The sequence below is a fragment of the Brevibacterium sp. K11IcPPYGO002 genome (assembly GCF_050920635.1).
In the GTDB taxonomy this organism is placed as follows: domain Bacteria; phylum Actinomycetota; class Actinomycetes; order Actinomycetales; family Brevibacteriaceae; genus Brevibacterium.
Genome location: NZ_CP131929.1, coordinates 1,443,638 through 1,470,076, shown reverse-complemented (window position 1 = coordinate 1,470,076; position 26,439 = coordinate 1,443,638). Strand labels below are relative to the sequence as shown.

Annotated in this window: 21 protein-coding genes; 6 read left to right on the top strand and 15 right to left on the bottom strand. The window is 65.6% G+C overall.

Annotation, left to right across the window (positions count from 1 at the left end; translation table 11 throughout):
* Positions 1 to 164: 164 nt before the first annotated feature.
* Both QYM46_RS06660 and QYM46_RS06655 read right to left on the bottom strand, forming a co-directional pair.
* The gene (locus QYM46_RS06660; protein ID WP_432791290.1) at positions 165 to 2,768 is read right to left on the bottom strand and encodes an AAA family ATPase; all 2,604 of its coding nucleotides are present in this window, start codon (positions 2,766 to 2,768) and stop codon (positions 165 to 167) included.
* Positions 2,765 to 3,898, bottom strand: a complete 1,134-nt coding sequence (locus QYM46_RS06655; RefSeq protein ID WP_432791289.1) for a metallophosphoesterase family protein — start codon at positions 3,896 to 3,898, stop codon at positions 2,765 to 2,767. The genes QYM46_RS06660 and QYM46_RS06655 overlap by 4 nt, the downstream gene beginning before the upstream one ends.
* A gap of 122 nt (positions 3,899 to 4,020) precedes the next feature.
* On the opposite strand from QYM46_RS06655, the gene QYM46_RS06650 reads away from it, so the two are divergent.
* From QYM46_RS06650 to QYM46_RS06635, 4 genes are all read left to right on the top strand, one after another.
* Positions 4,021 to 4,845, top strand: a complete 825-nt coding sequence (locus tag QYM46_RS06650) for an ABC transporter ATP-binding protein (RefSeq protein ID WP_169251830.1) — start codon at positions 4,021 to 4,023, stop codon at positions 4,843 to 4,845.
* A gap of 86 nt (positions 4,846 to 4,931) precedes the next feature.
* Positions 4,932 to 5,975: an ABC transporter substrate-binding protein gene (locus tag QYM46_RS06645; protein ID WP_432791288.1), complete on the top strand. Its 1,044-nt coding sequence runs from the start codon at positions 4,932 to 4,934 to the stop codon at positions 5,973 to 5,975.
* A 3-nt stretch (positions 5,976 to 5,978) separates the two neighbouring features.
* Complete coding sequence (locus tag QYM46_RS06640) at positions 5,979 to 8,114, top strand: iron ABC transporter permease (protein WP_432791287.1); 2,136 nt, start codon at positions 5,979 to 5,981, stop codon at positions 8,112 to 8,114.
* 51 nt (positions 8,115 to 8,165) lie between these two features.
* Positions 8,166 to 9,701 (top strand): alpha/beta fold hydrolase, encoded by a 1,536-nt coding sequence (locus tag QYM46_RS06635; RefSeq protein ID WP_432791286.1) that lies wholly within the window; start codon positions 8,166 to 8,168, stop codon positions 9,699 to 9,701.
* Between the two features lie 86 nt (positions 9,702 to 9,787).
* Here QYM46_RS06635 and QYM46_RS06630 read toward each other — a convergent pair whose 3' ends face one another.
* On the bottom strand, positions 9,788 to 10,687 hold the full coding sequence (locus QYM46_RS06630; RefSeq protein ID WP_432791285.1) for a LysR family transcriptional regulator: 900 nt from the start codon (positions 10,685 to 10,687) through the stop codon (positions 9,788 to 9,790).
* Between the two features lie 64 nt (positions 10,688 to 10,751).
* On the opposite strand from QYM46_RS06630, the gene QYM46_RS06625 reads away from it, so the two are divergent.
* Positions 10,752 to 12,233 (top strand): malate:quinone oxidoreductase, encoded by a 1,482-nt coding sequence (locus tag QYM46_RS06625; RefSeq protein ID WP_432791284.1) that lies wholly within the window; start codon positions 10,752 to 10,754, stop codon positions 12,231 to 12,233.
* On the opposite strand, the gene QYM46_RS06620 is transcribed toward QYM46_RS06625, so the two are convergent.
* The gene (locus QYM46_RS06620) at positions 12,220 to 13,131 is read right to left on the bottom strand and encodes a DUF6597 domain-containing transcriptional factor (protein ID WP_432791283.1); all 912 of its coding nucleotides are present in this window, start codon (positions 13,129 to 13,131) and stop codon (positions 12,220 to 12,222) included. The genes QYM46_RS06625 and QYM46_RS06620 overlap by 14 nt on opposite strands.
* Before the next feature lie 18 nt (positions 13,132 to 13,149).
* Here QYM46_RS06620 and QYM46_RS06615 point away from each other — a divergent pair, with 18 nt between their 5' ends.
* On the top strand, positions 13,150 to 13,560 hold the full coding sequence (locus tag QYM46_RS06615) for a VOC family protein (RefSeq protein ID WP_432791282.1): 411 nt from the start codon (positions 13,150 to 13,152) through the stop codon (positions 13,558 to 13,560).
* 43 nt (positions 13,561 to 13,603) lie between these two features.
* Here the strand turns inward: QYM46_RS06615 and QYM46_RS06610 are convergent, their stop codons facing one another.
* From QYM46_RS06610 to QYM46_RS06560, 11 genes are all read right to left on the bottom strand, one after another.
* Complete coding sequence (locus tag QYM46_RS06610; RefSeq protein ID WP_432791281.1) at positions 13,604 to 14,188, bottom strand: hypothetical protein; 585 nt, start codon at positions 14,186 to 14,188, stop codon at positions 13,604 to 13,606.
* Position 14,189: 1 nt separating this feature from the next.
* Positions 14,190 to 15,728, bottom strand: a complete 1,539-nt coding sequence (locus tag QYM46_RS06605; RefSeq protein ID WP_432791280.1) for a sodium/proline symporter — start codon at positions 15,726 to 15,728, stop codon at positions 14,190 to 14,192.
* Positions 15,725 to 15,931 (bottom strand): hypothetical protein, encoded by a 207-nt coding sequence (locus QYM46_RS06600; protein ID WP_432791279.1) that lies wholly within the window; start codon positions 15,929 to 15,931, stop codon positions 15,725 to 15,727. The genes QYM46_RS06605 and QYM46_RS06600 overlap by 4 nt, the downstream gene beginning before the upstream one ends.
* 157 nt (positions 15,932 to 16,088) lie before the next feature.
* Complete coding sequence (locus QYM46_RS06595) at positions 16,089 to 17,669, bottom strand: molybdopterin-dependent oxidoreductase (protein ID WP_432791278.1); 1,581 nt, start codon at positions 17,667 to 17,669, stop codon at positions 16,089 to 16,091.
* A gap of 19 nt (positions 17,670 to 17,688) precedes the next feature.
* Positions 17,689 to 18,015, bottom strand: coding sequence for a hypothetical protein (locus QYM46_RS06590; RefSeq protein WP_169251818.1), 327 nt, complete (start codon positions 18,013 to 18,015; stop codon positions 17,689 to 17,691).
* Between the two features lie 53 nt (positions 18,016 to 18,068).
* Positions 18,069 to 19,583, bottom strand: a complete 1,515-nt coding sequence (locus tag QYM46_RS06585; protein ID WP_432791277.1) for an aldehyde dehydrogenase family protein — start codon at positions 19,581 to 19,583, stop codon at positions 18,069 to 18,071.
* Complete coding sequence (locus QYM46_RS06580; RefSeq protein WP_432791276.1) at positions 19,580 to 20,476, bottom strand: dihydrodipicolinate synthase family protein; 897 nt, start codon at positions 20,474 to 20,476, stop codon at positions 19,580 to 19,582. The genes QYM46_RS06585 and QYM46_RS06580 overlap by 4 nt, the downstream gene beginning before the upstream one ends.
* 218 nt (positions 20,477 to 20,694) lie before the next feature.
* Positions 20,695 to 21,489: a Bax inhibitor-1/YccA family protein gene (locus tag QYM46_RS06575; protein WP_169253790.1), complete on the bottom strand. Its 795-nt coding sequence runs from the start codon at positions 21,487 to 21,489 to the stop codon at positions 20,695 to 20,697.
* A gap of 195 nt (positions 21,490 to 21,684) precedes the next feature.
* Positions 21,685 to 23,268 carry an AbgT family transporter gene (locus QYM46_RS06570; RefSeq protein WP_169251815.1) on the bottom strand — a complete coding sequence of 528 codons (1,584 nt, stop codon included), beginning with the start codon at positions 23,266 to 23,268 and terminating at the stop codon, positions 21,685 to 21,687.
* A 300-nt stretch (positions 23,269 to 23,568) separates the two neighbouring features.
* Positions 23,569 to 24,654 (bottom strand): inositol-3-phosphate synthase, encoded by a 1,086-nt coding sequence (locus QYM46_RS06565; protein WP_169251814.1) that lies wholly within the window; start codon positions 24,652 to 24,654, stop codon positions 23,569 to 23,571.
* A 152-nt stretch (positions 24,655 to 24,806) separates the two neighbouring features.
* Positions 24,807 to 26,399: a peptide chain release factor 3 gene (locus QYM46_RS06560; protein ID WP_432791275.1), complete on the bottom strand. Its 1,593-nt coding sequence runs from the start codon at positions 26,397 to 26,399 to the stop codon at positions 24,807 to 24,809.
* Positions 26,400 to 26,439 lie beyond the last annotated feature (40 nt).

The window sequence follows — 26,439 nt, the reverse complement described above, 5'->3', positions numbered from 1 at the left end:
GGCACCGAAGCGGATCGATTTGAATGAGACCAGCGGAATCCAGCGCGTGCGGTAGTACCCGCCACCGGAGCAGCGGACGATGACTTCATCGGCATACGTCTTCTCGCTCATCACCTCAGGCTACTGCATGGTGCCTTAACGACGCCGAGGCGGGACGCTGAGGTTCAGCTCAGGCTGACGGTTTCGGCACCGCCGATGGAGGCAAAGCGGTCGGGCTGACAGGTGAGCAGGATGACCTGGGACTTGCGCCCGACATTGCCGAGGATGACGTTGAGCGCAGCCAGACGCTGCTCATCGGAGAAACCGAAGGCATCGTCGAGGATGACCGGGGCACCGGATTCCCCATCGACGAGCGTGGCCACGGCGAGGCGGCCGATGAGCGCCAGCTGTTCCTTCGTCCCGCCCGAAAGCGCCTCGAAGGCGACGGTGCGCCCATCGAGCGTGCGAGAGACGATTTCGAGATTCTCGGAGATCTCCACCGACAGCCCCTGCCCGAAGATCACTCTCCCCAGCTTCTCGATCGCCTCCTTGAACGGGGCGACGTACCTCCGCTGAGCCTCTTCCTTATGGGTGAGCACGGTCTCGCGCAGCAGCCGGATCGCATTCGCCTGTCGCTGCAGACGCGAGAGCCGCGCACGCAGAGATTCCAAGGATTGCTCTGCGGATTTGAGCTTGTCGTAGATGCCTTCGGCGGCACGATCGTCGATGAGGGCAGAGAGCTGGTCGACCTCTTGCCGGTCCTTCTCCTGCTGCTTCTGCTTGCTCTCGACGAGCTGGCGAGCGTTCTGCAGACGCATCTCCAGGGTCTCGGGGTCGGCGGCCTCGTACTTCGAGCGTGCGGCCGCGGCCTCGTCTTCCAATTGCGTCAGCGTCTCCGCAGCGGCAGTCAGGGCTTCGTCGAGTGACTCATCGGAGTTCGCTTCCCTGTCCGTGCTGAGCCGGGTGCTGAGGTTCTGCAGCGTCGTCGCGGCCTGCTCACGCGTCGACTGCGCACGCACGGCCGCCACACGTGCCTCATCCCGGTCAGCACGGATGCGGTCGAGTGCAGTCCTGGCCGTCTCGACCTGAGCAGTCGCGTCGTCGACTGCTGCCGTCGTCGATTCGACCCTGTCCTCGAGATCGTCGATCGACGTTGCCGGCTCGCTCGTGTCAGCCGAGTCTCCCGCCACGTGTTCGGCTCGGGTGAGGGCCGCATCGAGTCCGTCGCGGTCGTCGTCTCCGATGAGCACGCGCAGAGTCGATGTGGCCTCGGCCAACACAGCCTCGGCATCGGTGCGCACTTCGCTGCGTTCGCGTGCTTCGTCGAGGGTGGTCACGCCGAGGCGGCCGAGTTCGGCATCGAGACGGGACTGTGCGGATTCGAGTGCCCGGTCGAGTTCGGCCGGAGACTGTCCAGGGCGAACGGTGATGTCGACAACGGAGTCGATATGGATCTGCAGGTCCGTGGTGACGGCGAATTCCTCGGCCACGTCCTTCGGCACATCGGTTCCGTCGATGCTCACTGTGGTGTCGCCGAGGCGATGGGCGATGATCTGGGCGGCAGCTGAGGTCTTCGCGTTCTGCGCAATGCGCAGCTCGGTGAACAGTCCTGCGAGTTTCTCCACGTCTTTCGCGGTCACAGTGATCGACCCGATCGTCGCTCTCGCTTCGGCAGCTCTGCGCTCCTGCTCGCGGATGTCGGTCAGCCTCTTCCGCAGAGCGTCGACCTGACTGCGAGCGCGGGTCCGATTGAGATCGGCGGCTGCGGTCTTCGCCTCCTCCTGAGCGCTGACAAGTGCGGCCTGTTTGGCCTCGAGGCTCTTCTGCGCTTCAGCGAGAGACGAGTCCTCTTCCTGCTGTGCGGTCGTGACCTTCTCGAACGCGTCGTCGGCAGTCTTGACCGCCCGTTCAGCATCAGTCACCTCGGTGATGAGTGCCCGGCGACGGTCTCGCGCCTCCTCGGCACGCTGGCGTTCTCTCCGTGCGACGCCTGCGCGTTCGAGAGCTCGATCGAGTTCGGTCTTGAGCCCGGACACGGACTGCACAGCCTGTTCGGCGTCTTCGCGTTCGGTCACGGCCGATTCCAGCTGAGAGCGCCCGTTCGTCAACCGTTCGGTTGCTCGAGCATGCCGGTCGACCAACGCGTCCATGTCGGCACTGCGAGCCTTCAGCTCGCGATACTGTGCTTCGGAACCGGGGATTTCCTCGGTGAGTCTGCGCAGCTCACCTGTCTCCTTCCCTTTGGCCGTGAAATACCTCAGAAATTCGGATTCGACCCGATCGAGGAAGACATCGTGGTCGGCCAGCTCTTCCCCGGCCTCGCCCAGAGCTCCGTGCAGAGCCTTGATCTCGGCCAAGGACGCCTGGTCGAGGCTGTGGCCCTGCGCGACGTCGAGGGCGTCGAGCAGGTCGACGTCGACGGTCTCGTCGAGGATCGCCAAGAACCTCTCATGTGCTTCGGTGCCGCTGAGTTGTTCGGGCACGGGTGCGAGGATGCTCAGCTCGGTGAAGGGCTGTTTGATCCAGCGTTTGCTGTAGCGGAGTTCGTAGTCCCCGGTGCTCAGGTGCAGTTCGACCTGCGGGCCGACGTCGGAGCCGACCGGTTGAGTGTCTTTGACACTGGCCTTGCGAGAGCTGTCCTTGTCCTCGCGCAGCTGGGTGATGGCCTGATGGATCGAGGACTTCCCGACCTCGTTCGGACCTTCGACGATCGTCACTCCGGAGCTGAAGACGACGGTGGCGTCGGTGATGGCGCGGTAGTCGATGAGGCGGATGGAATGGAGTCTCATGAGCCGCTCCTGGCGAATCGGTAGAGCAGACCGAGTGCGTCTTGGGCCGTAACTGCTGAGTCGTCGTCTGCTGTGGCTCGTGCGGAGAGCTCGTCGAGGGCCTCCTGCAGGTATCCGCTCAGTCCGAGATCGGCGAAGTCGTCGTCGGCGGCGACGACAGCCAGGTCCATGTGCCGCTCCCAGAGGGAGACGAGTGCGAACAGGTCGGCGAAGTGGTCGAGCTGTTCATCGAGGCGGGCTTTCGCCGCCGTCGGCAGAGTGCCGCGCAGGACCAGCCACACCGCCGTGCGGTCCTTGTCCGGAACGGCGTTCATCCGCTCTTCGAGCTCGGTGACATCCTCGGCGGAGTTGAGGTCGGCTTCGATGACGGTGAAGGCCCACGTGCCCACTTGGACCTTGTCGACCTCGGCCCGGTGGGTATCGGCGTCGATGTCGACGACGAGCACATTGCCCGGATCGGTCTCACGTCGGGAGGTCACCTCTGGTGCTCCCGGGTACCAGATGCGGTCGGCGACTTCGAAGGTCGCATGCCGGTCACCGAGCGCGACGAACTGGGCGCGATCCTCACGGAGCAGAGACTGCAGATGGTCGGTGTCGATGGTGGCCAGCGATTCCCGGTCGGGGTCGAGGACGCTCACGGCTCCGTGGCCGGCGATGATGCGGATGCCACGGTCGGCCACCTCGGCGAGGTCATTCGTCGCTGCGGCGACGAGATCCCCCTGGGGATGTTTGGAGAACCAGGGGGCTCCGACGATGTCGACCCCGGGGACGACGGTGAACGGATCGCTGCTGCGCAGGACGTGCACATGGGAGGGCACTTGCGAGGAGAAGGCCTGAGAGTCGTAGATCGATGCGGCGTCCAAGGGGTCGTGATTGCCGGGCAGCAGCACGACAGGGACCGTGAACGCGTTGAGAACTTCGAAGGTGCGGGCGATGATGGCTCGGTCGAGCTGGTTCGTTTCGAACACGTCTCCGCAGACGAGGACGAACTCCGCGTCCGTCTCGGCGGCGAGCGCACCGATGCGGGCGACGGCGTCGAGGCGGGCACGGTGGAATCTCGGGCGCGCCTCTTCACTGAGGTAGTGCGCTGTCATACCCAGCTGCCAGTCCCCCGTGGCGATGAATCTCATCTGCTCCTCCTCGATCGGTCCCATCTTACGGTCGCGGGTTCACCCTATCGGCAGCCACTGACGTGAGTGATCTGCACCACATATATGCCCTCAGATCGGAACTTAGGTTAGGCTAAGCATTTGTGAACGCGATTGCACTGACTGCCACCGGCCTCAACCTGGGCTACGACCGCACCGAGGTCGTCCACGACGTGAGCCTGACGATCGTCCCGGGACGGGTGACCGCCCTGCTCGGACCCAACGGGTCGGGCAAGTCGACCGTCCTGCGGTCGCTGGCCCGGCTGCACCCGATCGCCTCGGGCGATGTCGTCATCACCGAGGCTGATGCCGACACTCCGGCAAGCACTCTCACGGCCAGAGAATTCGCCCGGTTCGTCACCCTGCTGTCCCAGTCACGCCCGCACCCGTCGGGACTGAGCGTCCGTGAGATCGTCACCTTCGGCCGCCACCCGCACCGCAAGCGCTTCGCCGGGCTCACCGACGCCGATCGCGCTGCCATCGATCGCGCTCTCGTGCTCACCGGCACCATGACGATGGCCGACCGCCCGGTCGACCAGCTCTCCGGCGGCGAACTCCAACGCGTATGGCTGGCGACCTGCTTGGCTCAGGACACCGGTGTGCTGCTGCTCGACGAACCGACGAACCATCTGGACCTGCGCTACCAGGCAGAGATCCTCGACCTCATGCGCGAACTCGCCGATGACCACGACATCGCCGTCGGCGTCGTCCTCCATGACCTCGACCATGCCGCCACCGTCGCTGACCACGTGGTCCTGCTCGAGCAGGGCCGCATCCGCTCGGTCGGCACCTGCGAGGACGTCTTCACCGCCGAGACGCTCAGCGAAGTCTACGGACTGCCCATCGCGACACGCATCGATGCCGACACCGGATTGGTCCGGGTCGAGGCTCTCCACCGACGGACCCGCCGCCCGGCCGCAGCCATCTGAGCACCCCCACCGCACCATCTGACGTTCACACTCCGATATCGCACCACCCCAGACCCGATCGCTGATCGGCCCACAGAAAGAAGACCATGACCACAACTCCTCTGTCGCGCACCTCGTTCGCCGCCTTCGCATCGGCGACGGCGGTCTGCGCACTCGCCCTGACCGGGTGCGGGACGACCGACACCGATGCTCCCGCCGATGCGACGTCACAGACCTCGGCCTCATGCGCGGACGACTCGAGCACCACCTCGGCGGATCCGGTCACGGTCACCGACGACACCGGTCACGAGATCACACTGGACAAGCCGGCGGCGAATGTCGTCTCGCTCGAATGGCAGTACACCGAGGATCTCCTCTCCCTCTGCGTCGACCCCGCCGCCGTCGCGGACGCGAAGGGCTTCACCACCTGGGACACAGCAGAGAAGCTGCCCGACTCCACCACCGACGTCGGCACGCGCCAGGAACCCAATGTCGAGTCGATCCTGTCGGCCGATCCGGATCTCGTCATCATCGAAACGACGAACCGCAAGGACAAGATCGTCGGTCAGCTCGAGGACCAGGGAATCCCCGTGATGGCGATGGCCGGCGCCGACGGCAAGGATCCCGTCACGTACATGAAGGACACGTTCACCACCGTCGCCGAGGCGACCGGTCGCACCGAACGCGCCGAAACCGTGCTGGGCGACTTCGATGCGAAGCTCGACGAATCGAAGAAGGCCATCGCCGAGGCGGACCCGGCGACCACCGAATTCGTCTACTTCGACGGCTGGGTCAATGGTTCGAATGTGGCACTGCGCCCCTTCGGTCAGGGATCGCTCATCGGCGAGCTCGGCGAGGAGTTGGGCTTGAAGAACGCGTGGACCGGTGAGGTCGACCCCGCATACGGACTCGGCCAGACCGACATCGAAGGCATCTCGAAGGTCGGTGACGCGAACTTCTTCTACACCGGAACCGAGGACCCCGAGTCCGAGGACTATGTGGAGCTGCTGCAGAAGAACGACATCTGGGCGAACATCCCCGCCGTCAAGGACGACCGCACCACGGCCTTCCCTGCAGGGATCTGGACCTTCGGCGGACCCAGGTCATCCGAACAGGCCCTCGACGCATACGTCGACGCACTGACCAAGTAGACCGTGGCCTCTCCCCTGACCCGCCCGAGCGCCTCCCAGCAGACGGCTGCGGCACCGGAACCGACCGAGGTTCCCGTCCGCGGTCGCGGCCTCGTCGGCGTCCTGTCGACCGTCGCCGCTCTCCTCGGACTCGTCGCCGTCCTCCTCATCGCCTCCGCATGGCATATCACGCAGGGGACCTCGGGGATCGGTGCCCGAGAGCTGTTCACGGCCGTGACCGGTACGTTCTCCCACGCCGAGGATGGTCCCAGTGCCCGTCACATCCTGCTGGGATCCCGGCTGCCGCGTGTGGGAGCGGGCATCCTCGTCGGCATCGCCTTGGGCGTTGCCGGCGCCCTGTTCCAGTCGCTGGCACGCAACCCTTTGGCGTCGCCGGACACGCTGGCGGTCACCGGCGGTGCATACTTCGCCGTCACCGTGGTCACTGCCTTCGGCATTGCGATTCCGCTCTGGGCCTCGGGTGGGGTCGCCTTCCTCGGCGGTCTGCTCGCCGCAGCCCTGGTCCTCGGCCTGGCTGGAGGCGCAGTCGCCTCGACGACTCGGCTCGTGCTGGCGGGCACGGCCACGGCGATGGCGCTGCAGGCGGGGACGTCGACTCTGCTCATCCTCTTCGCCGAAGAGACGACGAGTCTCTTCTCCTGGGGCTCGGGCACGCTCAACCAGCTCGACGGCACTGCGGCCCTGCGCAGCATTCCGGTCATCGTCGTCATCGTCGGCGCCGCGATTCTGCTGTCGAGGCGGCTGGATCTGCTCGGTCTCGGTGATGATGCCGCCTCGGTGCTCGGAGTTCCGGTCAGGTCGACCAGGGCCATCGGGATCCTGCTGGCCGTCATGCTCACCGCCACTGCGGTGACTCTGGCCGGGCCGATCGGCTTCGTCGGTCTCTGCGCTCCGGTCATCGCCAGGCTGTTGGCCCGCGTGGTACCGGGCCTCGGCCGTCATGCCGTGCTCTTTCCGGCCGCCGGTCTCATCGGCGCGATCATCGTCATCGTCGCCGATGCCTTGCCGCGCGCCATCGTCGGCGCCACCGAGGCGATCACCCTGCCGTCGGGTGTGACGACGACCGTGCTCGGGGCGCTCGTCCTCGTTCTGCTGGCGCGGTCGATGCGCACGGCATCAAAGGCGGCGACCACCTCGGCGGCGAATTCGACGGTGGTCGGTCCTCGACGGGCCGGCCTCGTCATCGTCACCGGCACTGTCGTTCTCGTCGCCGTCGCCGTGATCGGGCTGCTCACCGGGGAACGGTTCTACCTCCTCGGCGATATGCTGCTGTGGTTCCAGGATCGGGCGGCACCCGTCATCGACTTCGCCTTCGATTCCCGGGCGCCACGGGTCGCGGCCGCCTTGACGGCCGGTGCTGCGCTCGGACTCTCCGGCACCCTCGTCCAAGCCAGTGCACGTAACCCTCTGGCAGAGCCCGGCCTGCTCGGCATCACCGGTGGAGCCGGACTGGGAGCCGTCATCGTCGTCACCCTCGTCCCCGGCGCCGGGGTCGGTCTCGTCTCCGCGGTCGGCATCGTCGGCGCCCTGGTCGCCTTCGCCATCGTCTACGGGCTGTCGTGGCGGGGCGGGATGAATACGGATCGTCTCGTCCTCATCGGCATCGGCCTGTGGTTCGGATTCACGGCTCTGACCACACTGTTCCTCGTCCGAGCGAATCCCTGGGACACTCCGGCGCTGTTCACCTGGCTCTCCGGGTCGACGTACGGACGGACGTGGGCCGATATCGCACCGGTCGCCCTCGCTCTGCTCGTCGCCGTACCACTGGCGGTCGTCTGGACGCGCGAACTCGACCTGCTCGCCCTCGATGATGACACCCCACGACTGGTCGGAGTTCCGCGTGAACCGGTGCGACTGGCGGTGCTCATCACCGCTGCCGTGCTCGCAGCGGTGAGCGTATCGGCCGTCGGCGTCGTCGGATTCATCGGTCTCGTCGCCCCGCATGCAGCACGAGCTCTGGTCGGGGCTCGGCATATCCGGGTCGTGCCCACGGCGATGCTGCTCGGGGCCGTGGGCCTCGTCGTCGCCGACGCCGTGGGACGCACGGTCATCGCTCCGGCGCAGATACCGGCCGGGCTCATCGTCGCCCTCATCGGCGCCCCGTACTTCGTCTATCTGCTGGCACGTTCGCGGGCGTGAGCGCGGTGTAGAATCGTCCCTACTCTTATCCATCTCCGACAGGGGCGTCCGGTGGAGTTCGTCAAGTTCGACGGCATCGAATTGGCCGTGGACCGCTTCGGGTCGTCCCAGGCTGAAGCGGTGCTGCTCATCGCCGGTGGTGCGCAGTCGATGGATTGGTGGACGCCCGATTTCTGCCGAATGCTCAGTGGGCAGGGCTTCCAGGTCATCCGCTACGATCACCGAGATACCGGTCGGTCGACCTCGAGTCCGCCCGGCCACCCGCGGTATACCGGAGAGGAACTCGTCACCGACCCCGTTCGCATTCTGGACGAATTCGGAATCGCGTCCGCTCATCTTATAGGGCTGTCCATGGGTGGTGGCATAGCGCAGGTCATCGCGGTCAGATTCCCCGAACGGGTGCGGACCCTCACGCTCGTGGAGTCCTCACCTGCCGGAGGAGACTCAGGGCGCCTGCCGCCGCCGACTGCGGAACTCCAATCCACCTTCGCCGCAGATCCGCCGGACGTCGACTGGTCCGACCGAGCTGCCGTCATCGAACATCGCATCGACGTCGAACGCCCGTACGCGGGGTCGTCGGGTTTCGACGTCCGCCGGGCTCGGGAGATCGCCACAGCTGAGGTCGAGCGGACCGTGGACATGGAATCGTCGATGACCAATCACTTTCTCATCGCCACGAGTCCCGAGTGCGATCCGGCGGCCATCGACGCGCCCACTCTGATCATCCACAGCACCGACGACCCACTGTTTCCCGCAGCACATGGTCGGGCGCTGGCCGAGATGATCCCCCAAAGCGACATTCTCATGCTCGAAGGAACGGGCCACGAAACTCCTCCTCCCAGCCATTGGCACACTGTGGTTCCTCGGCTTCTCGCACATATGCGGCAATCGATGGGCCCGGCCGGCGGGCTCGGCGGCGACCCAATGCTGTCCGACTTCGGCTGGTTGGACGACATCCGCAGGAGCTACGACATCGATGCCGAAGGCTACGCCCACGAAGTGGACGGACTGCTCGAGTGCAGCCCCCACCTACGGGCAGGTCTTCGCCTCTTTGCGGAGCTGATCGGCGAAGACTCGGAGGATCGCGTCGCCGACGTCGGCTGCGGCACAGGCTACGTGACCGGTTATCTCAATGGCTTGGGATTGAACGCTTTCGGCATCGACATCTCTCCTGAGATGCTGAAGATCGCTCGCCGTGACCATCCCTCATGCCATTTCGAATGCGGCACGATGACGCAGCTGAGTACAGAAGATGCAGAGCTGGCGGGCATTGTCGCCTTCTGGTCGATTGTGCACGTTCCCGACAGTGCCATGCCCGGCGTGATGGACGAGTTCAGACGGGTTCTGCGGCCCGGAGGCCTGCTGCTCGTGGGATTCCACGTCGGAGACGGTGCGAAACACACCTCACGGGGGTATTCCGGTCAGGGCGTCGACATCGACAGTTTTCTGAGACAGCCGAACACCGTCGCGCAGTGGATGCGCAATGCCGGATTCACTGTGCTCTCCGAGTTGGTGCTCAGGCCCGCCGATCCTTCCCCGGGTGCACTCCTGCTCGCCCGTGCCGATTCTCAGCCGACTGCTGCGTGACAGGGCCTGCTTCCGTTTCCGAGAGCGCTCACGAATGAGGTCGATTCGCGAAGGAACTCGCCGGCTCGAACCCGATCGCTCCGATCTCATCTGCTCAGATCCCACCCTGCGATGAAGTCGCGCAGGCGCTCGACGACGCGGCCGGGCCGGCGCACGGCCGAACACAGGGCGATCTCACGGACATAATCAGGGCCGTCCAGGGCCACCTCGGTGATTCCGTCGACCGGACGCACCGCGGGCGGGATCAGTGCCACGCCCATTCCGCGGCCGACGAATTCGCGGATCGTCGAGAATTCGGTGACCTCGATCTTCACCTCCGGATCGAATCCGCTCGCCCGACACCACCGGTCGGTCAGCACCCGCAGGTTATAGCTCGCAGGGGTGGCAATGAATTCCTCGTCGGCCAGCCGCTCCAGGGTGATGCTGCGAACGCCTGCCAACGGGTGCACATCGGGCAGGGCCGCGATGATCGTCTGCCGCGCGAGCACCTCGTGGTTGACCTCGGTCGGAGGCGGAATGATGATCGCCAGATCGAGGGTGCCTCGCTGCAGATCAGCGACGAGCTCGGCACCGTGGGCCTGTTTGAGATCGAGTCGGATACCGGGATGAGCACGATTGAACGCCGCGAGCAGATCGGGTACCTCACCGGCACCCATCGTCAGCGGAAATCCGAACCGGATCGTTCCGTGTTCGGGGTCGGCCGCCTCGGCGAGATCGACCAGCGCCGCATCGATCTCCGTCAGCGGGGCACGCACCGCGGCCACGAGATCCAGTGCCGCCGTCGTCAGACCGATGGCGCGTCCGCGCGGGACGGTCAACGGCACGCCGAGGTGGCTCTCGAGGGCGTGGATGCGTCGGCTCATCGTGGACTGGGGAATCCCTGCAGCGGCGGCGGCCTCGGTCAGATGCCCGTCCTGATCAGCCAGTTCCACGAGTTCCCGCAGTGCCGGCAGCGGAGCCGTGCGGGAATCGGATGATCGTTCCATATTCGGATCATACAGTTCCGATCACTCATTGGACGGATTATTCCTGCGGGCGCATGGTGAGAACATGACTGCGAACCCCCAGCACACCGACCACCTGCCGGATGCCGATGTCGTCCTCATCGGTGCGGGCATCATGTCCGCGACTCTGAGCTCGATGCTGACCCTGCTCGATCCTGATCTGCGGATCCTCGTCCTGGAGAAAGCCGAGGACATCGCCGGTGAGAGCAGCGACCCGTGGAACAATGCCGGCACCGGTCATTCGGGGTACTGCGAGCTCAACTACATGCCCGATCCGGCTGACGCGGCGAAGCCTGCCGAGATCGCCGGGCAGTTCCACCTCACCCGGCAGTGGTGGGCCCATCTCGTCCGACTCGGGCTCCTCGACCCGGCGGAGTTCGTCCATTCGGCCCCGCACATGAACCTCGTCTTCGGCGACACAGACGTCGCCTACCTGCGCCACCGAGTTGACACCCTCAAAGCCGATCCGCTGTTCTCAGAAATAGAATACACGGAGGACCCGGACACCATCGCCCAGTGGGCTCCGCTGACGATGGAGGGACGCGTCGACAGCGACGAACCCATGGCGGCGGCGCGGCATCCGCGCGGCACCGACGTTGATTTCGGGGCGCTGACCTCTCAGCTGCTGAGGATCGGGTCCACCGAGGTGCGCACGGGTCACGCAGTGACCGGGATCGAATCGCGCGCATCGGGCTGGACGGTCAGCGGTTCGACGCCGACGGGACCATTTGCCGTGCACGCCAAGACTGTGTTCGTCGGGGCGGGCGGTTTCGCGCTGCGGCTCCTGCAGAAGGCGAAGATCCCCGAAGTCCGCGGCTATGCGGTTCTGCCGGTCGGCGCCGCCTTCTACCGGTGCTCGACGCCGTCGGTCGTCGCCCGGCATGATGCGAAGGTCTACGGTCAGGCCGACGTGGGTGCCCCGCCGATGTCGGTGCCGCATCTGGATCGGAGAGTCGTCGATGGCAGGGAGCATCTGCTGTTCGGCCCGTATGCGACCTTCAGCACGAAGCTGCTCAAGCACGGTCGCCTCTCGGATTTCTTCACGACCGTCCGGCCGGGCAACCTGCACGTCATTGCGGCGGCCGGTCTGCAGAACCTCAGCCTCGTGTCGTTCCTCGTCAAGGAGCTCGCGGCCAGCCCGTCGCGGAAGTTCGCGCAGCTGCGTCGCTATGTCCCGGCGGCCCGACGCAACGAGTGGACCCTGCTGCCGGCCGGGCAGAGAGCGCGGCTGGTCAAACCGGATCCGAAGAGGATCGGCGTCCTGCAGCAGGGCACCGAACTCGTCGTGTCCGCCGACGGTTCGATCGCAGGCCTCCTCGGCGCCTCCCCCGGAGCATCCACGGCGGTGCCGATCATGGTCGACCTGCTCGCGCGGGCCTTCCCCGCCCAGTGGCACGGCGGCTGGAAGTCACAGATCACCGAGGCGGTCCCCGACCTCGACCGCACCGACTGGACCGCCGAGGCGGTCGCCCGCTCCCAGAGCGACACCGACGAGGCGCTCGGGCTGACCGCGCTCAGCCGCGGGTGACCCGCGCGGACTTCCGCTGCGCGTATTCGGCGGGGCTGAAGCCGGTGACGCGAACGAAGTCCGTGCTGAAGTGCGATTGGTCGAACCATCCGTAGTGCGCTGAGAGGTCGGCCAGAGTTCCGTCCCAGCCGCGGTCGATCGCACCGACGGCGTCGATGATCCGCGCCCTAGCCAGGACCTTCTTCACGCCGACCCCGCAGAAGCTGCTGAACATCCGCTGCAGGGTACGTTCACCGATATCGGTTCTCTCCGCCAGGATCGTCAGGCTCACGACGTCGGGGTCGGAAAGAATGTCAAGCACCCGTTTCAGCCGTTCGAACGACGGGGTCATCTGCGGTCTCCACGACAGCAGCCAGCTCTCCACCGACGCGGCCAGCCCACCGAACTCCGGTGCCCCAGCCGTCTGCGACTGCGCAAACATCTCTGCCAGTCCGAGGTCGGCCTCCAACCTCGGAAACCACTGCTCGGCCGGGACCGTCGAATCACGGATGCTCGCCGGCTTCCCGTCGGAGAAGGCCAGAGTCGCGCCCGGCTGAAAGTTCACGCCGAAGACTCCGCCACGGCCGAAGATTCCCACATCGAAGCGCCGCTTCGTGACCGGACCGGTCACCCACGCACCTGGCCCGTCGACGTGGGCCCGACGGCTGTTGCCGAACTCGAAGGTCAGATGGATGGTCGGTTCGGACAGAGTCGCCGTCTGGTAGCTCTCACCGTCCGGCAGGTCCCATTCGACAGCCCAATAGCGTTTGACGAATGGACGCAGACGCTCGGAGACAACGCGCACGGACGAATAGCGCGCGTGCTCGAGCATCTCCCCCGGCTTGAGCACACGGCCGAGGAAATGCTGCGGCATCTCTTCTGCCGGTGACGCATTTTTCCTAGTGACGTCATCGTCCATGACACAAGAATGTCAGACATGACTGACACACAGAAGACCGACACCGCCGACAACACCACTGCTGCCCCCGTCGCCACCTTGGCGATGGTCACCCTCGACGCCCCGAACGCCGCAGTGCTCGGAGAGTTCTACTCCTCCGTCCTCGGCTGGCCCATCGCCTACTCGGACGAGAACTATGCGATGCTCACCGGCCCGAGCCATGCTCTGGGCATCGGCACGATCCCGGACTATCAGCGGCCGAGCTGGCCCGACGACGGACACAAACAGTTCCACCTCGACCTCGCCGCCGACGACATCCAGGCGGCGGCCGATCGCTGCGTCGAACTCGGTGCCACCCGAGCCGAACCGCAGCCGGGCGAGACCTGGGTCGTTCTCCTCGACCCCGCCGGTCACCCGTTCTGCATCTCGGACGCGAAGAACTGGGGATAGCAGTCCGGCACCCCACCACACCCGCACGACCTCAGCTGAGCCCTCAGCTCTGTCCGGCCTTGTCCACCCGCACGATGTAGTGAGACCCGTCGAGACCGTCGACGAGGATCGTCGCCGAATGCTTCGCGTTCCCACCGGTGACGATCCAGTTGGGTTTGAGCACTCCGCGCAGACCGCCCGCGGGAGTGACCTCGATGCCCATTCCGAGCTTGACCGTCTTGACGACCTTCGCACGCGCCAATGATCGCGCGGTCCGCTCCGCCTCTCTCCGAGCCGGCAGCGGTCCCGACTGCTCGCCGATCAGACTCAACCACTCCGATGATCCCGCAGTGGCGCCGCGAGGGGTGAAGTCGGCGATCATGCCCCGTCCGGAGACAGCATTGACGAGCACATCCAGGCGCTGCCCCGGTCCGGACGCATCCCGGCGGAAGAGCCCGCGAATGCGCACATCGAGCGCGGCCCACCAGAAAGGATGATGCGTCTGCCTGACCTCGGCGAGCGCGCCCGGGAGCTTGCGCTGGAAGACGGCGAGCGCCTCGGCGGCGGTGACGTGCGGTTCCATCCGCACCGGGTCCTCGACCTGCAGGTCCGGGCGAAGCGAGTGCCCGGTTCCGATCTCAGCACTCATCTCAGGCGTCCTTCGGAACCTGACCGGCCAGGGAATCGTTCTGACCGGTGAGCATGTGGGCGGGAATCGCACCGATCTTGTCGGTCTCCTGCATTGCCTCGAGAACGTGGCCAGGCACCGGATGCGACCGCTGGGTGGCCAGGGAGACGAGGATGAGAGCCAATGTCGAGCAGACGATGCCGATTCCCATCGGGTCGACTCCGGTGACGTCGACGAGTCCGGTCAGCTGCCAGACGACGGAGGATACGGTGCCCAAGATCATCGAGGCGATCGCACCGGGCACGTTCGCCTTCTTCCACCAGGCGGCGGCGATGTAGACGGGAACGAACGCGGCACCGAGCACCGTGGTGGAGAAGATGACCACCTCGGCGACGGCAGGAGGATCGTTCACGGCGACGAGGTAGCCGATGACCGCGAGGGCGAGGACGGTGAACCGTGACACCCACACGGACTGCTGGTCGGACATGTCCTTCTTGACGAACCGTTGGAACAGATCCTGGCTGGCAATCGTGCCCGACTGCAGCAGCAGAGCGTCGGCGGTGGACATGATCGCAGCCATGATTCCGGCCATGACGATGCCCACGGCGAAGTCCGGCAGCACTGTGTCGGCGACTTCGAAGACCGCGAGCTCAGGGTTGTCCAAAGTCGGCAGCAGGATGAGCGCCATGATGCCGACGATGTAGGGAGCAGGGATGAACAGCAGGTTGAAGCCTGTCGCGTAGAGGCTGGCGCGCCTGGCCACCGACGGCCGCTTCATCGCCATATGGCTGACGTTGACGTGCGGCCAGCCCATATAGCCGATGGAGAAGACGAGGACGGCACCGACGATGACTCCCCATTGGACGGATTCGATGCCGTCCGGTCCCCACATGGTCAGCAGGTTCGGGTTGATCTGCCCGACCGCCTCGTTGCCGGCCGTCCATCCGCCCACCGCCTGCAGGCAGGCGATGAGGATCCACACCATGCCGATGAGCATGATGATCGCCTGCACGAAGTCGGTGTAGGCCACGGCGAGGTAGCCGCCGAGGAAGGTGTAGAAGACGATGACGCCGACAGCGATGAGCAGCGCCCACGCATACGGGATGCCGGTGACCATTTCGAGTCCGCGCCCGCCGGCGATGAACTGACTCATCACATAGAAGAAGATGCAGAACACGGCGACCGGTGCGGCGATCGCGCGGATCCACTTCGACGGATACCGATGTTCGAGGTATTCGATCGACGTCAGCGACCCGAGGATCTGAGAGAGCTTGCGCATCCGCCGGCCGAGGATCGAGAGATTGAGGACACCGCCGCCGATGTCGCCCATCGCGTACCAGAGTGAGAAGTAGCCCTTCGTGTAGGCCAATGAGCCCGCACCGAGGAACATGTACCCGGACATCGACGATGACTGCAGACGCAGAGCAGTGACCGCAGCGCCCAAGCTGCGTCCGCCGAGCAGATAACCCTCGCTGCCCTTCGACCCGACCTTGAGCGTCCACACACCGATCCCGGCCATGGCGGCGAAGTAGATGAGCAGGAACCAGGTTTCGATATTCATGCCGCTCCCCCGTTCCCCTTCGCCGAGGCGGCCCCGCCATCTCGTCCGCCCCCTCCGTTCGCGCTTGACGCCAGGACCTGATCCTCGGCCACGTCCTCGGCCTTCCAACCGCGGGAGAGGAAGACGAAGACGAGGGTGTAGATCACCCAGATCGCAGGAATGCCGGCAATGATGACGACCGTCGCCGTCGGGAGACCGAACACGTAGACCACCTCGTTGTGATGCGGGGAGACTGATGCTGTGAGTGAGATTACAACTTATCGCGAGAAGGCTGAGGCTGCCGCGCCGGGTTCGCATGGTGGGAACCCGCCCGAACTGCATGTCCGCACTTCAATGACCGGGCCCGACCGCAGCGCGGCCTCACTCGACGGTGAACTGGCGCTCGTGAAGCCCCGTCGCCGCACCCGGAATAGCCGGTCGGCGCTCCGAGGTCTGCACGTTCCCGGCTTGGTCGATCGCGCGCACGGCGACCGTGTGCGTGCCGGTGCTCAGTCCCGTGTGCTCGCATCGCCATTGTCGCCACGTATCTGCGGTGAGCTCCTCGCTGAGTTCCGCTTCCGTCCAGTTCCCGTTGTCGATGCGCACCTGCACCTTCGCGATGCCCGTGTGCTGCGCCCAGGCCATTCCTGCGGTGACGATCCGGTCGCCGCTCTTGGGTGTCACGGTGGCGCCGGGGCGAGGCACATCGATACGCGAGGCCACCAAGACGGGTCCGTGCGTGGACCAGCCGCGAGTCGTCCAATACGCTTCCCTGTCCGCGAACCGGGTGACCTCGAGATCGGTCACCCACTTCGTGGCCGAGACGTACCCGTAGAGCCCCGGGACGACCAGCCGGGCCGGGTATCCGTGCTCGAGAGGCAGGGCATGGCCGTTCATCGCCACGGCCAGCAGGGCCGCGCGGTCGTCGGTGAGCACTTCGAGCGGGGTGGAGGCGGTGAATCCGTCATCGGAGCCTGAGAGCACCATGTCTGCGCCGGAGTGCGGTTTCGCCCGGGCCAGAAGGTCCCGAATCGGATAGCCCAGCCATTTCGCATTCCCCACCAGGTCGCCGCCGACTTCATTCGAGACGCAGGTCAGGGTCACATAGTGCTCCTGAAGAGGGAGGTCGAGGAGTTCGGCCATGGTGATCGTGAACTCGTTCTCGACCATGCCGTGGACGCGCAGCATCCACGTTCCCGCGTCGATCGACGGCGGGAAGAGCGCTGTGTCGATGCGGTAGAAGTCCGAGGTCGCCGTGACCAGCGGAGTCAGTCCGGACACGTCGAGTTCCGCGCCCGCGGGGATCTCCGGCGCCGAGGTGGCCGGCCGTGGCAGGACGAGTTTCGTCACAGTGCCCGCCGCACTGCGTGCCAATGTGGCCGCGGACTGTCCGGCCGCGACGGCGGCGATGCCGACCGCACTCAGTCCCGCGGCCAGCCCGAAGAAGGCCCGCCGCCCAGGTCGGGCAGGTGATCGATTCGGCTGGTCGTCTCCCGCCGCCGCTGTATCGGCCGAGGAGTGATCCGCCGTGCCCGCGAGGTGGAGAAGGACGAGGAAGGCTGCGGCCCCGGCGGCGACTCCGCCGAGACTCGGCAGAGTGGCCGCAAGACCGGCACCGGAGCTGAAGCCGACGACGGCGGGCAGCAGTCCGAAGCCGATGAGCAGCACGAGCGCGAGACCTCGACGACGGGCACCGATCCACCCGATGATCGCACCGCACCCGGCACCTCCTGCGACGATGGTGATGACGAGCGCGAGCTTGTCGTGGATGCCGAAGACCGCGATCGCGGACTTGATGAGCACGGTGGGCATCAGCGGGATGAGAGCTTGGCCGATGAGCAGTGCCGGGGCTGACGCGACATCCAGGCTGCGGGCGATGAGTTCGGCGGTGCCGAAGTAGATGAGGGTCGCGACGACCCCGGTGACCACGGACAGCCACGCGCGCCGAGTGCCCGCCATCATGCCTCCCCCGTCCGCATTCTCAGGCCAGGGCGCGACGCAGACGCACGGCCGCCTCGGTGAGGGTGTCGATGCGATTCTCACGGTCGGGTTCGGGCAGCGTCTGAGCCGAACGCAGACCGTGTTCGAGGAGCACGACGACCTGGTCGGCCAGGTTCTGATCGGCGAGCTCCGGGACCGGTCGGGCCTCGGAGCCGACCTGCGAGAATTCGGTCAGGGCCTCACGGATGGCGGCACGCCTGCTCGGTGCCGGCGGGGCCGCCTCGTCGAGTTGGGCAGTGGTCAGGGAGATGATCCGGATGCGCAGACGGCGCACCTCCGTCTCGAGTTCCGCCGCTGCTGTGGTCATGGACTCATGATAGTCCTCATCGAACGGTGCAGCGGCGGAACATCAGACGATGCTCAGGCGTCTCCCACCCAGACGGTCATGGTCTCCTGATAGGTCTCCAGAGCTTCCGGGCCGTTGTCTCGGCCCCAGAATCCGGACTGTCGCATTCCGCCGAACGGGGTGGCTTCGGTGCCTTCGCTGTAGCCGTTGACGGCGAGTGTGCCTACGCGGATTCGGCTGGCCCACCACCGCACTTGGGCGATGTCCTCGCACCACACGCTCGAGGCCAGCCCATAGGGTTCGCCGTTGATGAGGTCGACGGCGTCGTCGCGGCTGGTGCGTCTCAGCAGCTGGGTGACGGGGCCGAAGATCTCTCCCCGGCCGAGTTCGCTGTCATCGGGCACGTCTTCGATGACGGTCGGCGGGTACCAGGTGCCGGTGGCCGGGACATCGGCACGAGCGTTGAGGATCCGAGCTCCCTTCTCCACGGCTTCGTCGACCCAGGCGGTGATGCGGTCGTGGGCGCGAACGTTGATCACCGGCCCGATGTCCGTGTCGGCGTCGAACGGGTCGCCGACGGTGAGTGCCTCGGTCGCGGTGATGAGCGCGGTGCGGAACTCGGCGAACCTCTCGTCATCGTCGCCGACGTAGATCACCCGAGATGCGGCGGTGCAGTTCTGGCCGCTGGTGCCGAAGGCGGCGCCGGCGATGTCGGCGGCGATCGCCTCGAAGTCCGTGGCGTGCGCGGAGTCGACGATGTAGCCGGCTCGACCGCCGAGTTCGAGGGAGACCTTCTTGAGGTTCGACCGGGCCGAGGACTCGAGGAAGGACCTGCCGACGGGACCCGAACCGGTGAAGGTGAGCACGTCGATGTCGGGGTGCAGGCCCATGGCGGCGCCTATCCCTGGGCCGGTGCCCGTGAGCACGTTGAGGATGCCGTCGGGCACACCTGCCTCGGCGGCGAGCCTGGCAAGGTGGAGGGCGCTGAGCGTCGAATCCTCGGAGGTCTTGACGACCATCGCATTGCCGGCGGCCAGAGCCGGGGCGATCTTCCACCCGAGCATCGCCACCGGATAGTTCCACGGCAGGATCGCTCCGACCACCCCGCTGGGCACCTTCGTCACCCACCCCCAGCCGTCGGGACTGCGCAGGTAGCGTCCGTCATCGCGGGAGATGAGGTCGGCGCTCAGGCGGAGGTTCGCGGCGACGTCGGGGACGTCTTCCTCGAGGCTGCCGAGGGCGACCTTTCCGGCTTCGATGCCGTCGAGATAGGCGATCTCTTCGGCGTCGGCCTCGACGAGTTCGGCGAGGCGGCGCAGCACTCGGGCCCGCAGCGTCGCGTCCTCGGCCCAGTCGGCCTCGTCGAAGGCGGCGCGTGCTGCGGCGACGGTGTCATCGAGCTGCTCAACGCTGGCCGCGGAGAGACTGCCGATGACCGTTCCCTGACTCGGTGAGATGAGACCGATCTCGTCTCCGGCACCGGTGACGGCGCGGCCGCCGATCCACTGTCCGAGGTCGCCGTCGATGATGGCCCGCAGTGCGGTGCGACCGCGGTCGATGAGGGTGTTCTGCGCTGATGACGTGGTCATGCTGTGTGTGTCCTCTCCAGTCCGGCGATCGCATCGAGCAGCGCCGCCAGTGCTTCGGGGTCGGCGGTCGGCAGGGGCGGACGCACCGGTCCCTGTTCGCGGCCTCGTCGACCCAGCGCCTGTTTGATGAGTGAGATGAAGGCGGAGTCGCCTTCGATGAGCCCGAGGGCCTGCCCGAGGCTTCTCCACAACTCGACGGCGCCGGCCCATTCACCGCTGTCGGCCAGCTCCCACAGTCTCTGGCAGTGTTCGGGCAGCAGCCAGGCCGAGGCCGCCACCCAGCCGCTGGCGCCCTGAGCGAAGCCCTCGAGTGCGATGCCGTCGGCGCCGACGAAGATATCGGTGTCCTCGCCGAGGCGGCTGCGCAGCTCCCGGATCCGAGTGGGCTCGCCGGAGGTTTCTTTGACGCTCCAGAGCCGGCCGGTGTCCTGGAGCGCGGCGAGGTGGTTCGGGAGCAGGTCGGTTCCGGTGGAGTGGGGATTGTTGTAGACCATGACCGGCAGTTCCGACGTGGTGAGGACGGGTCGCAGGGCGGCGATGACGGCGTCAGGTTCGAGTCCGCCGTAGAAGGGAGGGGTGACCATGACGGCGTCGGCGCCCCAGCCGGCGGCATCCGAGATATGGGCCGATATCTCCGCCGGAGTGTAGGCCATACATCCGATGGCCACATGCGCCCGACCGTCGACGGCGGAGACGATGGTCTTGATCTGTGCTTGGCGCTCGGCGGCGCTCAGCGCCAGCGCCTCCCCTGTGGCGCCGAGGCCGAGGAGTCCGCTCACACCTGCGGCGAGCACCTCCTCGATGCGACCGCCCAGGGCGTCGAGGTTCTGGTCTCCGTCTTCGGTGTAGGGAGTCGTCGGAACGGCGAAGACACCGCGCATCGGATTCGTCATCGAATCGTCCTCTCTGCCATGAGATCTCTGGTCCGCACTTCAACGATAAAGCCGGTCCGCCGACGCTTGTCGGCGGTATCTCAGACGATAGGCAGAAAAGTGATCACAAGCAATGGGGGCTCGCAACGCACGACAAAGGGCGGACCCCCGATCCGGGGATCCGCCCTTCGTTCAGCCATCGACGGCAGCTGACCTGGCAGCTGCGGTCGGCGCTGCTCTCAGTCTCTGAAGTAGGAGATGAGGCGCAGGATCTCGATGTAGAGCCACACGAGGGTGACCATGAGCGAGAAGGCGCACATCCAGGAGTACTTCTCCGGGATCTTGTGCTTGACGCCCTCTTCGATCATCTGGAAGTCCATGATCAGGGTCATCGCGGCGAGCACGGTGGCGACGATGCCGATGATGACACCGAGCGGGAACGTCATTCCCATGATGTTGACCTCGACGCTGCGGGCGCCGCCGGTGCCGGTGAACATGGCGATGCCGAAGTTGATGAGCGAGAAGATCGCGTAACCGCCAACGGCGATCATCATGAACTTCATCATCTTCGAGCCGTAGCGCACACCCTTGAACTTGAACAGGGCGAGCATCACGCCGAAGACGCAGAGCGTGGCGAGCACGGCCTGGATGACGATTCCGGAGTACATGGACTCGAAGATCGCGGAGATGCCGCCGAGGAAGACGCCTTCGAATGCGGCATAGCCGATGATCAGGGCCTTGCTCGGCTCCTTCTTGAAGGCGTTGACGAGGCCGAGCACGAGCGCGATGAGCATCGCCGGGAAGGCGAGCATCGGCACGAACCAGCCGACGGCGGCTCCGGCGAGGAGGATGCCGAAGAGCACTCCGGTCTTCATCATCACATCGTCGTAGGTCATCGCTCGGTCGGCGACCTGGGGTCCGGCGTTGCGGTTCTGCGCGGCCGGCTGATTGAACAGGTTGTTGAGTTCCTGATCGGACATGACCGGCTGATTGCGGCCGGCCTGGGCGCCTTGGTTGATCGCCCGGTTCATCATGGGGTTACTCACGGTCGAGATCCTTTCGATCTGAGCAGAATGTGCACAGCCGAGAAGCTGCACATCAGTCGTTCACGATCACAGTCTAACCGGACGGTCTGGACGGGAACTGAGGATTCCGGCCTGCGGCACCCGACGTTGCATGATCGTGATCATGTCGTGGACAACGCCCGCATCGGCCGGAGAATTCCCGGTTCAGCCCATCTGGTAGTGGGTGGCCGAACCCGGGCCCCAGGGGATGCCGGTGGCCCACCAGATGAAGAACAGCAGCCCCCAGAGGACGAACATGGAAAACGACAGCGGGATCGTGAAGGAGAGCACCGTGCCGATGCCCGCATCCTTCTTGTACCGCTGCACGAAGCCGAGGACGACGACGAAGTACGGGCTCATCGGGGAGATGATGTTCGTCGTCGAGTCGCCGATGCGGTAGAGCGCCTGAGTGGTCTCCGGGGCGATGGACAGGAGCATGAACATCGGTACGAGCACCGGAGCCATGAGCGTCCACAGTCCCGATCCGGAGGTGAGGAACAGGGCACCCAGCGCCACGAGCAGCCAACCGCCGAGCAGGATGACGAACGATCCGGTGTTGAGCGCCCCGAAGACCTCCGCCCCTTTGATCGCGAGGATCTCACCGAGGTTGGACATCTTGAACAGGGCCAGGAACTGGCTGGCCGCGAAGAACAGGACGATGACCGGAACGAAGGGCAGCAGACCCTTGCCCATCATCTCGGGGATGTCGGCGGTGCGCTTGATCGACCCGGTGGCGTAGCCGTAGACGATGCCGACGATGAAGAAGCCGAAGCCGATGATCGCGGCGATTCCGGCCATCAGGCCCGATTCCGGACCGAAGCCTCCGGCTTCGTCCCGGAGGAACGATCCGGCGGGCCAGGCGAGGGCGAACAGCACTGCGGCGCAGACGACGATGGAGATGACGGCGATGACGATTCCGCGCTTCTCCCTGGCGTCGAGCGCCATCTTGACGTCGAAGCTGTCCGGATCGTCATCGGTCTCCTCGTCGAGTTCGATCTGGTCGGCGCGTTTGGACAGGACCAGCTCGGTCACCAGGGTCACGGCGATGGCGACGACGAACATGGAGACGAAGTTGAAGTAGAAGTTCGCGACCGGGCTGACGGTGTAGTCCGCGTCGATGATCTGCGCGGCCGAAGTCGAGAGACCGCCGAGGATCGTGTCGAGCGAATTGACCATCGGCGCTGCCGAATAGCCTCCCGAGGTCGCGGCATAGGCGACGAGGCAGCCGAGCAGCGGATTGCGGCCGACAGCTTTGAATGCGAGCCCGCCGAGGGGAATCATGATCATGTAGGAAGCATCGGAGGCGATCGACGCGGCGGTTCCGGCCAGGGCGACGATGAACGTGATCCACCGCGGCGAGGCTCCGGCGATGGTGCCGCGCAGCATCGCCGGGATGAGTCCGGACTGTTCGGCCACGGCCACGCCGATGAGCACGATGAGCACGAGTCCCAGCGGTGGGAAGGTGACGAAGTTGTTCGTTGCTCCCGCGACGATCTCTCGCAGCGATTCGGTGGCGAAGAGGTTCGTCACCGTCACCTTCTCGTCCGTGGCCGGGTTGACGGCGTTGAGACCGGTGGACGAGAAGATCGCCGAGAGGATCATGACGATGACCGCCAGCGACAGGAACAGCCAGAACGGGTGCGGCAGTTTGTTGCCGGCCTTCTCGATGATGACGAGAACGCGCATGAGCCAGCTCAGCTCGGAACCGTCGTTCCTCTTCTCTGCGGTCGCAGGTGTGGTGCTCGACATCAGTTCTCCTCGGTCGGTGTGGCGCTGGCGAATGCGTTGAGCCCGGTGTCGCTCATGTGAGTGCGATCACCTCAAGGTGCAAGTCTCATGGACAATCAGCATTGTGTCGCGGGAATCTCATATTCCGGATGTTCGGAGGCTGACCGGCGCACCCGTCCCCCGCCGAGGCGGCCGTGTGGTCTCGTACTCACCGACGTTGGTGAATGTGACAGGGCGCCGACCGCAGAAGTCTGCGGTCGGCGCCCTGTCAGCCGGACGGCGGCTCAGCTCTCGGGCTGAGGGTGGGCCGCCTCGGCGAGATCAGCGTTCGATGTCGCCGCGGATGAAGGCTTCGACGGCCTCGTGGGCGGCGTCGTCGTCCTTCTGCTCCGGCGGCGACTTCATGAAGTATGACGAGGCGGAGATGAGGGCTCCGCCGATTCCGCGGTCGAGGCCGATCTTCGCCGCACGCACGGCGTCGATGATGACGCCGGCAGAGTTCGGCGAATCCCACACCTCGAGCTTGTATTCCAGGGACACGGGAGCGTCGCCGAAGTTGCGGCCCTCGAGGCGGACGAACGCCCACTTGCGGTCGTCGAGCCATTCGACGTAGTCGCTGGGTCCGATGTGGACGTCGCGGTCGGACAGCTGAGCCGACGTGTTCGAGGTCACGGCCTGGGTCTTCGAGATCTTCTTCGACTCAAGACGCTGACGCTCGAGCATGTTCTTGAAGTCCATGTTGCCGCCGACGTTGAGCTGGTAGGTCCGGTCGAGGACGACGCCGCGGTCTTCGAACAGCTTCGCCATCACACGGTGGGTGATGGTCGCACCGATCTGGGACTTGATGTCGTCACCGACGATCGGGACACCGGCGGCACGGAACTTCTCGTCCCATTCCTTGGTGCCGGCGATGAACACGGGCAGGGCGTTGACGAAGGCGACCTTCGCGTCGATGGCGGCCTGAGCGTAGAACTCGACGGCCTGCTGGGAACCGACGGGCAGATAGCACACGAGGACATCCGCCTCGGCGTCCTTGAGAGCCTTGACCACGTCGACAGCCTCACGGTCGGATTCGACGATCGTGTCGCGGTAGTACTCACCGAGACCGTCGAGGGTGGGTCCGCGCAGGACCTCGATGCCGGTCGGCTCCACGTCGGCGAGTTTGATGGTGTTGTTCTCGCTGGCGGTGATGGCCTCGGCGATGTCGACGCCGACCTTCTTGCCGTCGACGTCGAAGGCGGCAACGAAATCGATGTCACCGACGTGATAATCCCCGAATTCCACGTGCATGAGGCCGGGAACCTTCGTCCCGGGCGACGCGTTCCGGTAGTACTCCACGCCTTGGATCAGGGACGAGGCGCAGTTGCCCAGTCCGGCAATCGCGACTCGAATCGATTTCGTTCCCACAATTCTCCTTTGTCTGTACGGGTTTCACCGAGCGGCGGGAGGGTCCCACACGGGCGGTTGGCCCTGCGGGGCTTCGCTTCGGCCCCGACTAACCATAATAATGTCCGCGTCAAAATGCCGAACACCGGCATCCGAACACGGCAGCGTTCGTCTCAGCTGACGACCAGAGGTTCGAGGACCAGGTCGGGGTGGTTCTTCTGCACGCCCTGCAGCCGCCACCGGTCGGAGAACAGCGCCAGCAGCTCTCCGTCGGAACGGTGGAGGACCTCGACCGAGCGCTCCCGGGCCAGGGTCGGCACGCATTCGGCTGTGGTGCGTCGGGCGAGGGAGAAGTTCAGACGCTCCAGGGTGCAGGGAGCGTTGAATTCGTTGGTCATCCGGTCTTCGGCCACTTCGAACTGCATGGGGCCGACCGCCCCGAGCACGGGCGCCTGGTCACCGCGCAGATCGGAACGCAGCACCTGGATGACACCTTCGTGGTCGAGCTGTTCGATGCCGCGGCGGAACTGCTTGTACTTCGAGGAGTCCTTGGCACGAATGACCATGAAGTGCTCGGGAGAGAACGTCGGGATTCCGGGGAACTCGACCTTCTTGTGGAGGTAGAGGGAATCACCGACGCGCAGCGCGGAGGCGTTGACCAATCCTACGACATCGCCGGGGAACGCTTCGTCGACGACGTCGCGGTCGCGGCCGAAGACCTGCTGAGCGTACTTCGTGGCGAAGGGTTTGCCGGTGCTGGCGTGGGTGAGCACGGTTCCGCGTTCGAAGACTCCCGAGCAGACGCGAATGTAGGCGAGCCGGTCGCGGTGGTTCGAGTCCATTCCGGCTTGGACCTTGAAGACGAAACCGGAGAACGGTTCGTCGACGGGACGCGGTTCGTCGTTCTTGTCCAGGCGTGCCTCTGCCGCTGGGGCGAGGTCGACGAGGAGGTCGAGGAGTTTGTGGATGCCGAAGTTGAGCACGGCCGAGGCGAACATCACCGGGGTCGACTTGCCCGCCAGGAAGGTCTCCTGGTCGTGGTTCTGGTCCTCCATCTCCAGCAGATCGGACTCATCGACAGCGGTCGTCCAGGCATCGCCTTCGAGGTCGGCAGCCGCCTCGTGGGTGTACGTGTCCTCACCGGCGATCGTGGCGCCTCCGTCGGTGCGGGTGTACTTCGTGTACTCGCCGCTGGCGCGGTCGAGGACTCCGCGGAAGTCGCCGGACTGGCCGACGGGCCAGGTGATCGGGGTGGGCAGGAGGCCGGTGCGCTGCTGGACCTCGTCCATGAGTTCGAGCGCGTCGAGGCCGGGACGGTCCCATTTGTTGACGACCGTGATGATCGGGATGTTGCGGTGGGCACAGACTTCGAAGAGCTTCATCGTCTGCGCCTCGAGGCCTTTGGCAGCGTCGATGAGCATGACGGCGCAGTCGACGGCGGAGAGCACACGGTAGGTGTCCTCGGAGAAGTCGGCGTGGCCCGGGGTGTCGACGAGGTTGAACACGGCGTCGCGGTACTCGAACTGCAGAGCAGCCGAGGAGATCGAGATTCCGCGGTCCTGCTCCATCTGCATCCAGTCGGAGACGGTGGCACGGCGACCGGCCTTGCCATGGGTGGCTCCTGCCTGGCCGATGGCACGGGCGTGGAGGGCGAGCGCCTCGGTGGTCGTCGATTTGCCCGCGTCGGGGTGCGAGATGACAGCGAACGTGCGGCGGCGGGATGCCTCGCGTCGGATGTCCTTGTCGGAATACTGGCCAGAAGTCACCGCAATATCCTATCGTTCTTCGTCACTCTCCGGCGTGTCC

Excerpts from the sequence above, each read along its gene's own strand:
- QYM46_RS06595 (WP_432791278.1), bottom strand. The coding sequence starts at position 17,669 with ATGATGGCGGGCACTCGGCGCGCGTGGCTGTCCGTGGTCACCGGGGTC.
- QYM46_RS06590 (WP_169251818.1), bottom strand. The coding sequence starts at position 18,015 with ATGACCACAGCAGCGGCGGAACTCGAGACGGAGGTGCGCCGTCTGCGC.
- QYM46_RS06615 (WP_432791282.1), top strand. The coding sequence starts at position 13,150 with ATGACTGACACACAGAAGACCGACACCGCCGACAACACCACTGCTGCC.
- QYM46_RS06645 (WP_432791288.1), top strand. The coding sequence starts at position 4,932 with ATGACCACAACTCCTCTGTCGCGCACCTCGTTCGCCGCCTTCGCATCG.
- QYM46_RS06575 (WP_169253790.1), bottom strand. The coding sequence starts at position 21,489 with ATGATGAACCGGGCGATCAACCAAGGCGCCCAGGCCGGCCGCAATCAG.
- QYM46_RS06580 (WP_432791276.1), bottom strand. The coding sequence starts at position 20,476 with ATGACGAATCCGATGCGCGGTGTCTTCGCCGTTCCGACGACTCCCTAC.
- QYM46_RS06570 (WP_169251815.1), bottom strand. The coding sequence starts at position 23,268 with ATGTCGAGCACCACACCTGCGACCGCAGAGAAGAGGAACGACGGTTCC.
- QYM46_RS06585 (WP_432791277.1), bottom strand. The coding sequence starts at position 19,583 with ATGACCACGTCATCAGCGCAGAACACCCTCATCGACCGCGGTCGCACC.
- QYM46_RS06625 (WP_432791284.1), top strand. The coding sequence starts at position 10,752 with ATGACTGCGAACCCCCAGCACACCGACCACCTGCCGGATGCCGATGTC.
- QYM46_RS06660 (WP_432791290.1), bottom strand. The coding sequence starts at position 2,768 with ATGAGACTCCATTCCATCCGCCTCATCGACTACCGCGCCATCACCGAC.
- QYM46_RS06620 (WP_432791283.1), bottom strand. The coding sequence starts at position 13,131 with ATGGACGATGACGTCACTAGGAAAAATGCGTCACCGGCAGAAGAGATG.
- QYM46_RS06610 (WP_432791281.1), bottom strand. The coding sequence starts at position 14,188 with ATGAGTGCTGAGATCGGAACCGGGCACTCGCTTCGCCCGGACCTGCAG.
- QYM46_RS06655 (WP_432791289.1), bottom strand. The coding sequence starts at position 3,898 with ATGAGATTCATCGCCACGGGGGACTGGCAGCTGGGTATGACAGCGCAC.
- QYM46_RS06605 (WP_432791280.1), bottom strand. The coding sequence starts at position 15,728 with ATGAATATCGAAACCTGGTTCCTGCTCATCTACTTCGCCGCCATGGCC.
- QYM46_RS06630 (WP_432791285.1), bottom strand. The coding sequence starts at position 10,687 with ATGGAACGATCATCCGATTCCCGCACGGCTCCGCTGCCGGCACTGCGG.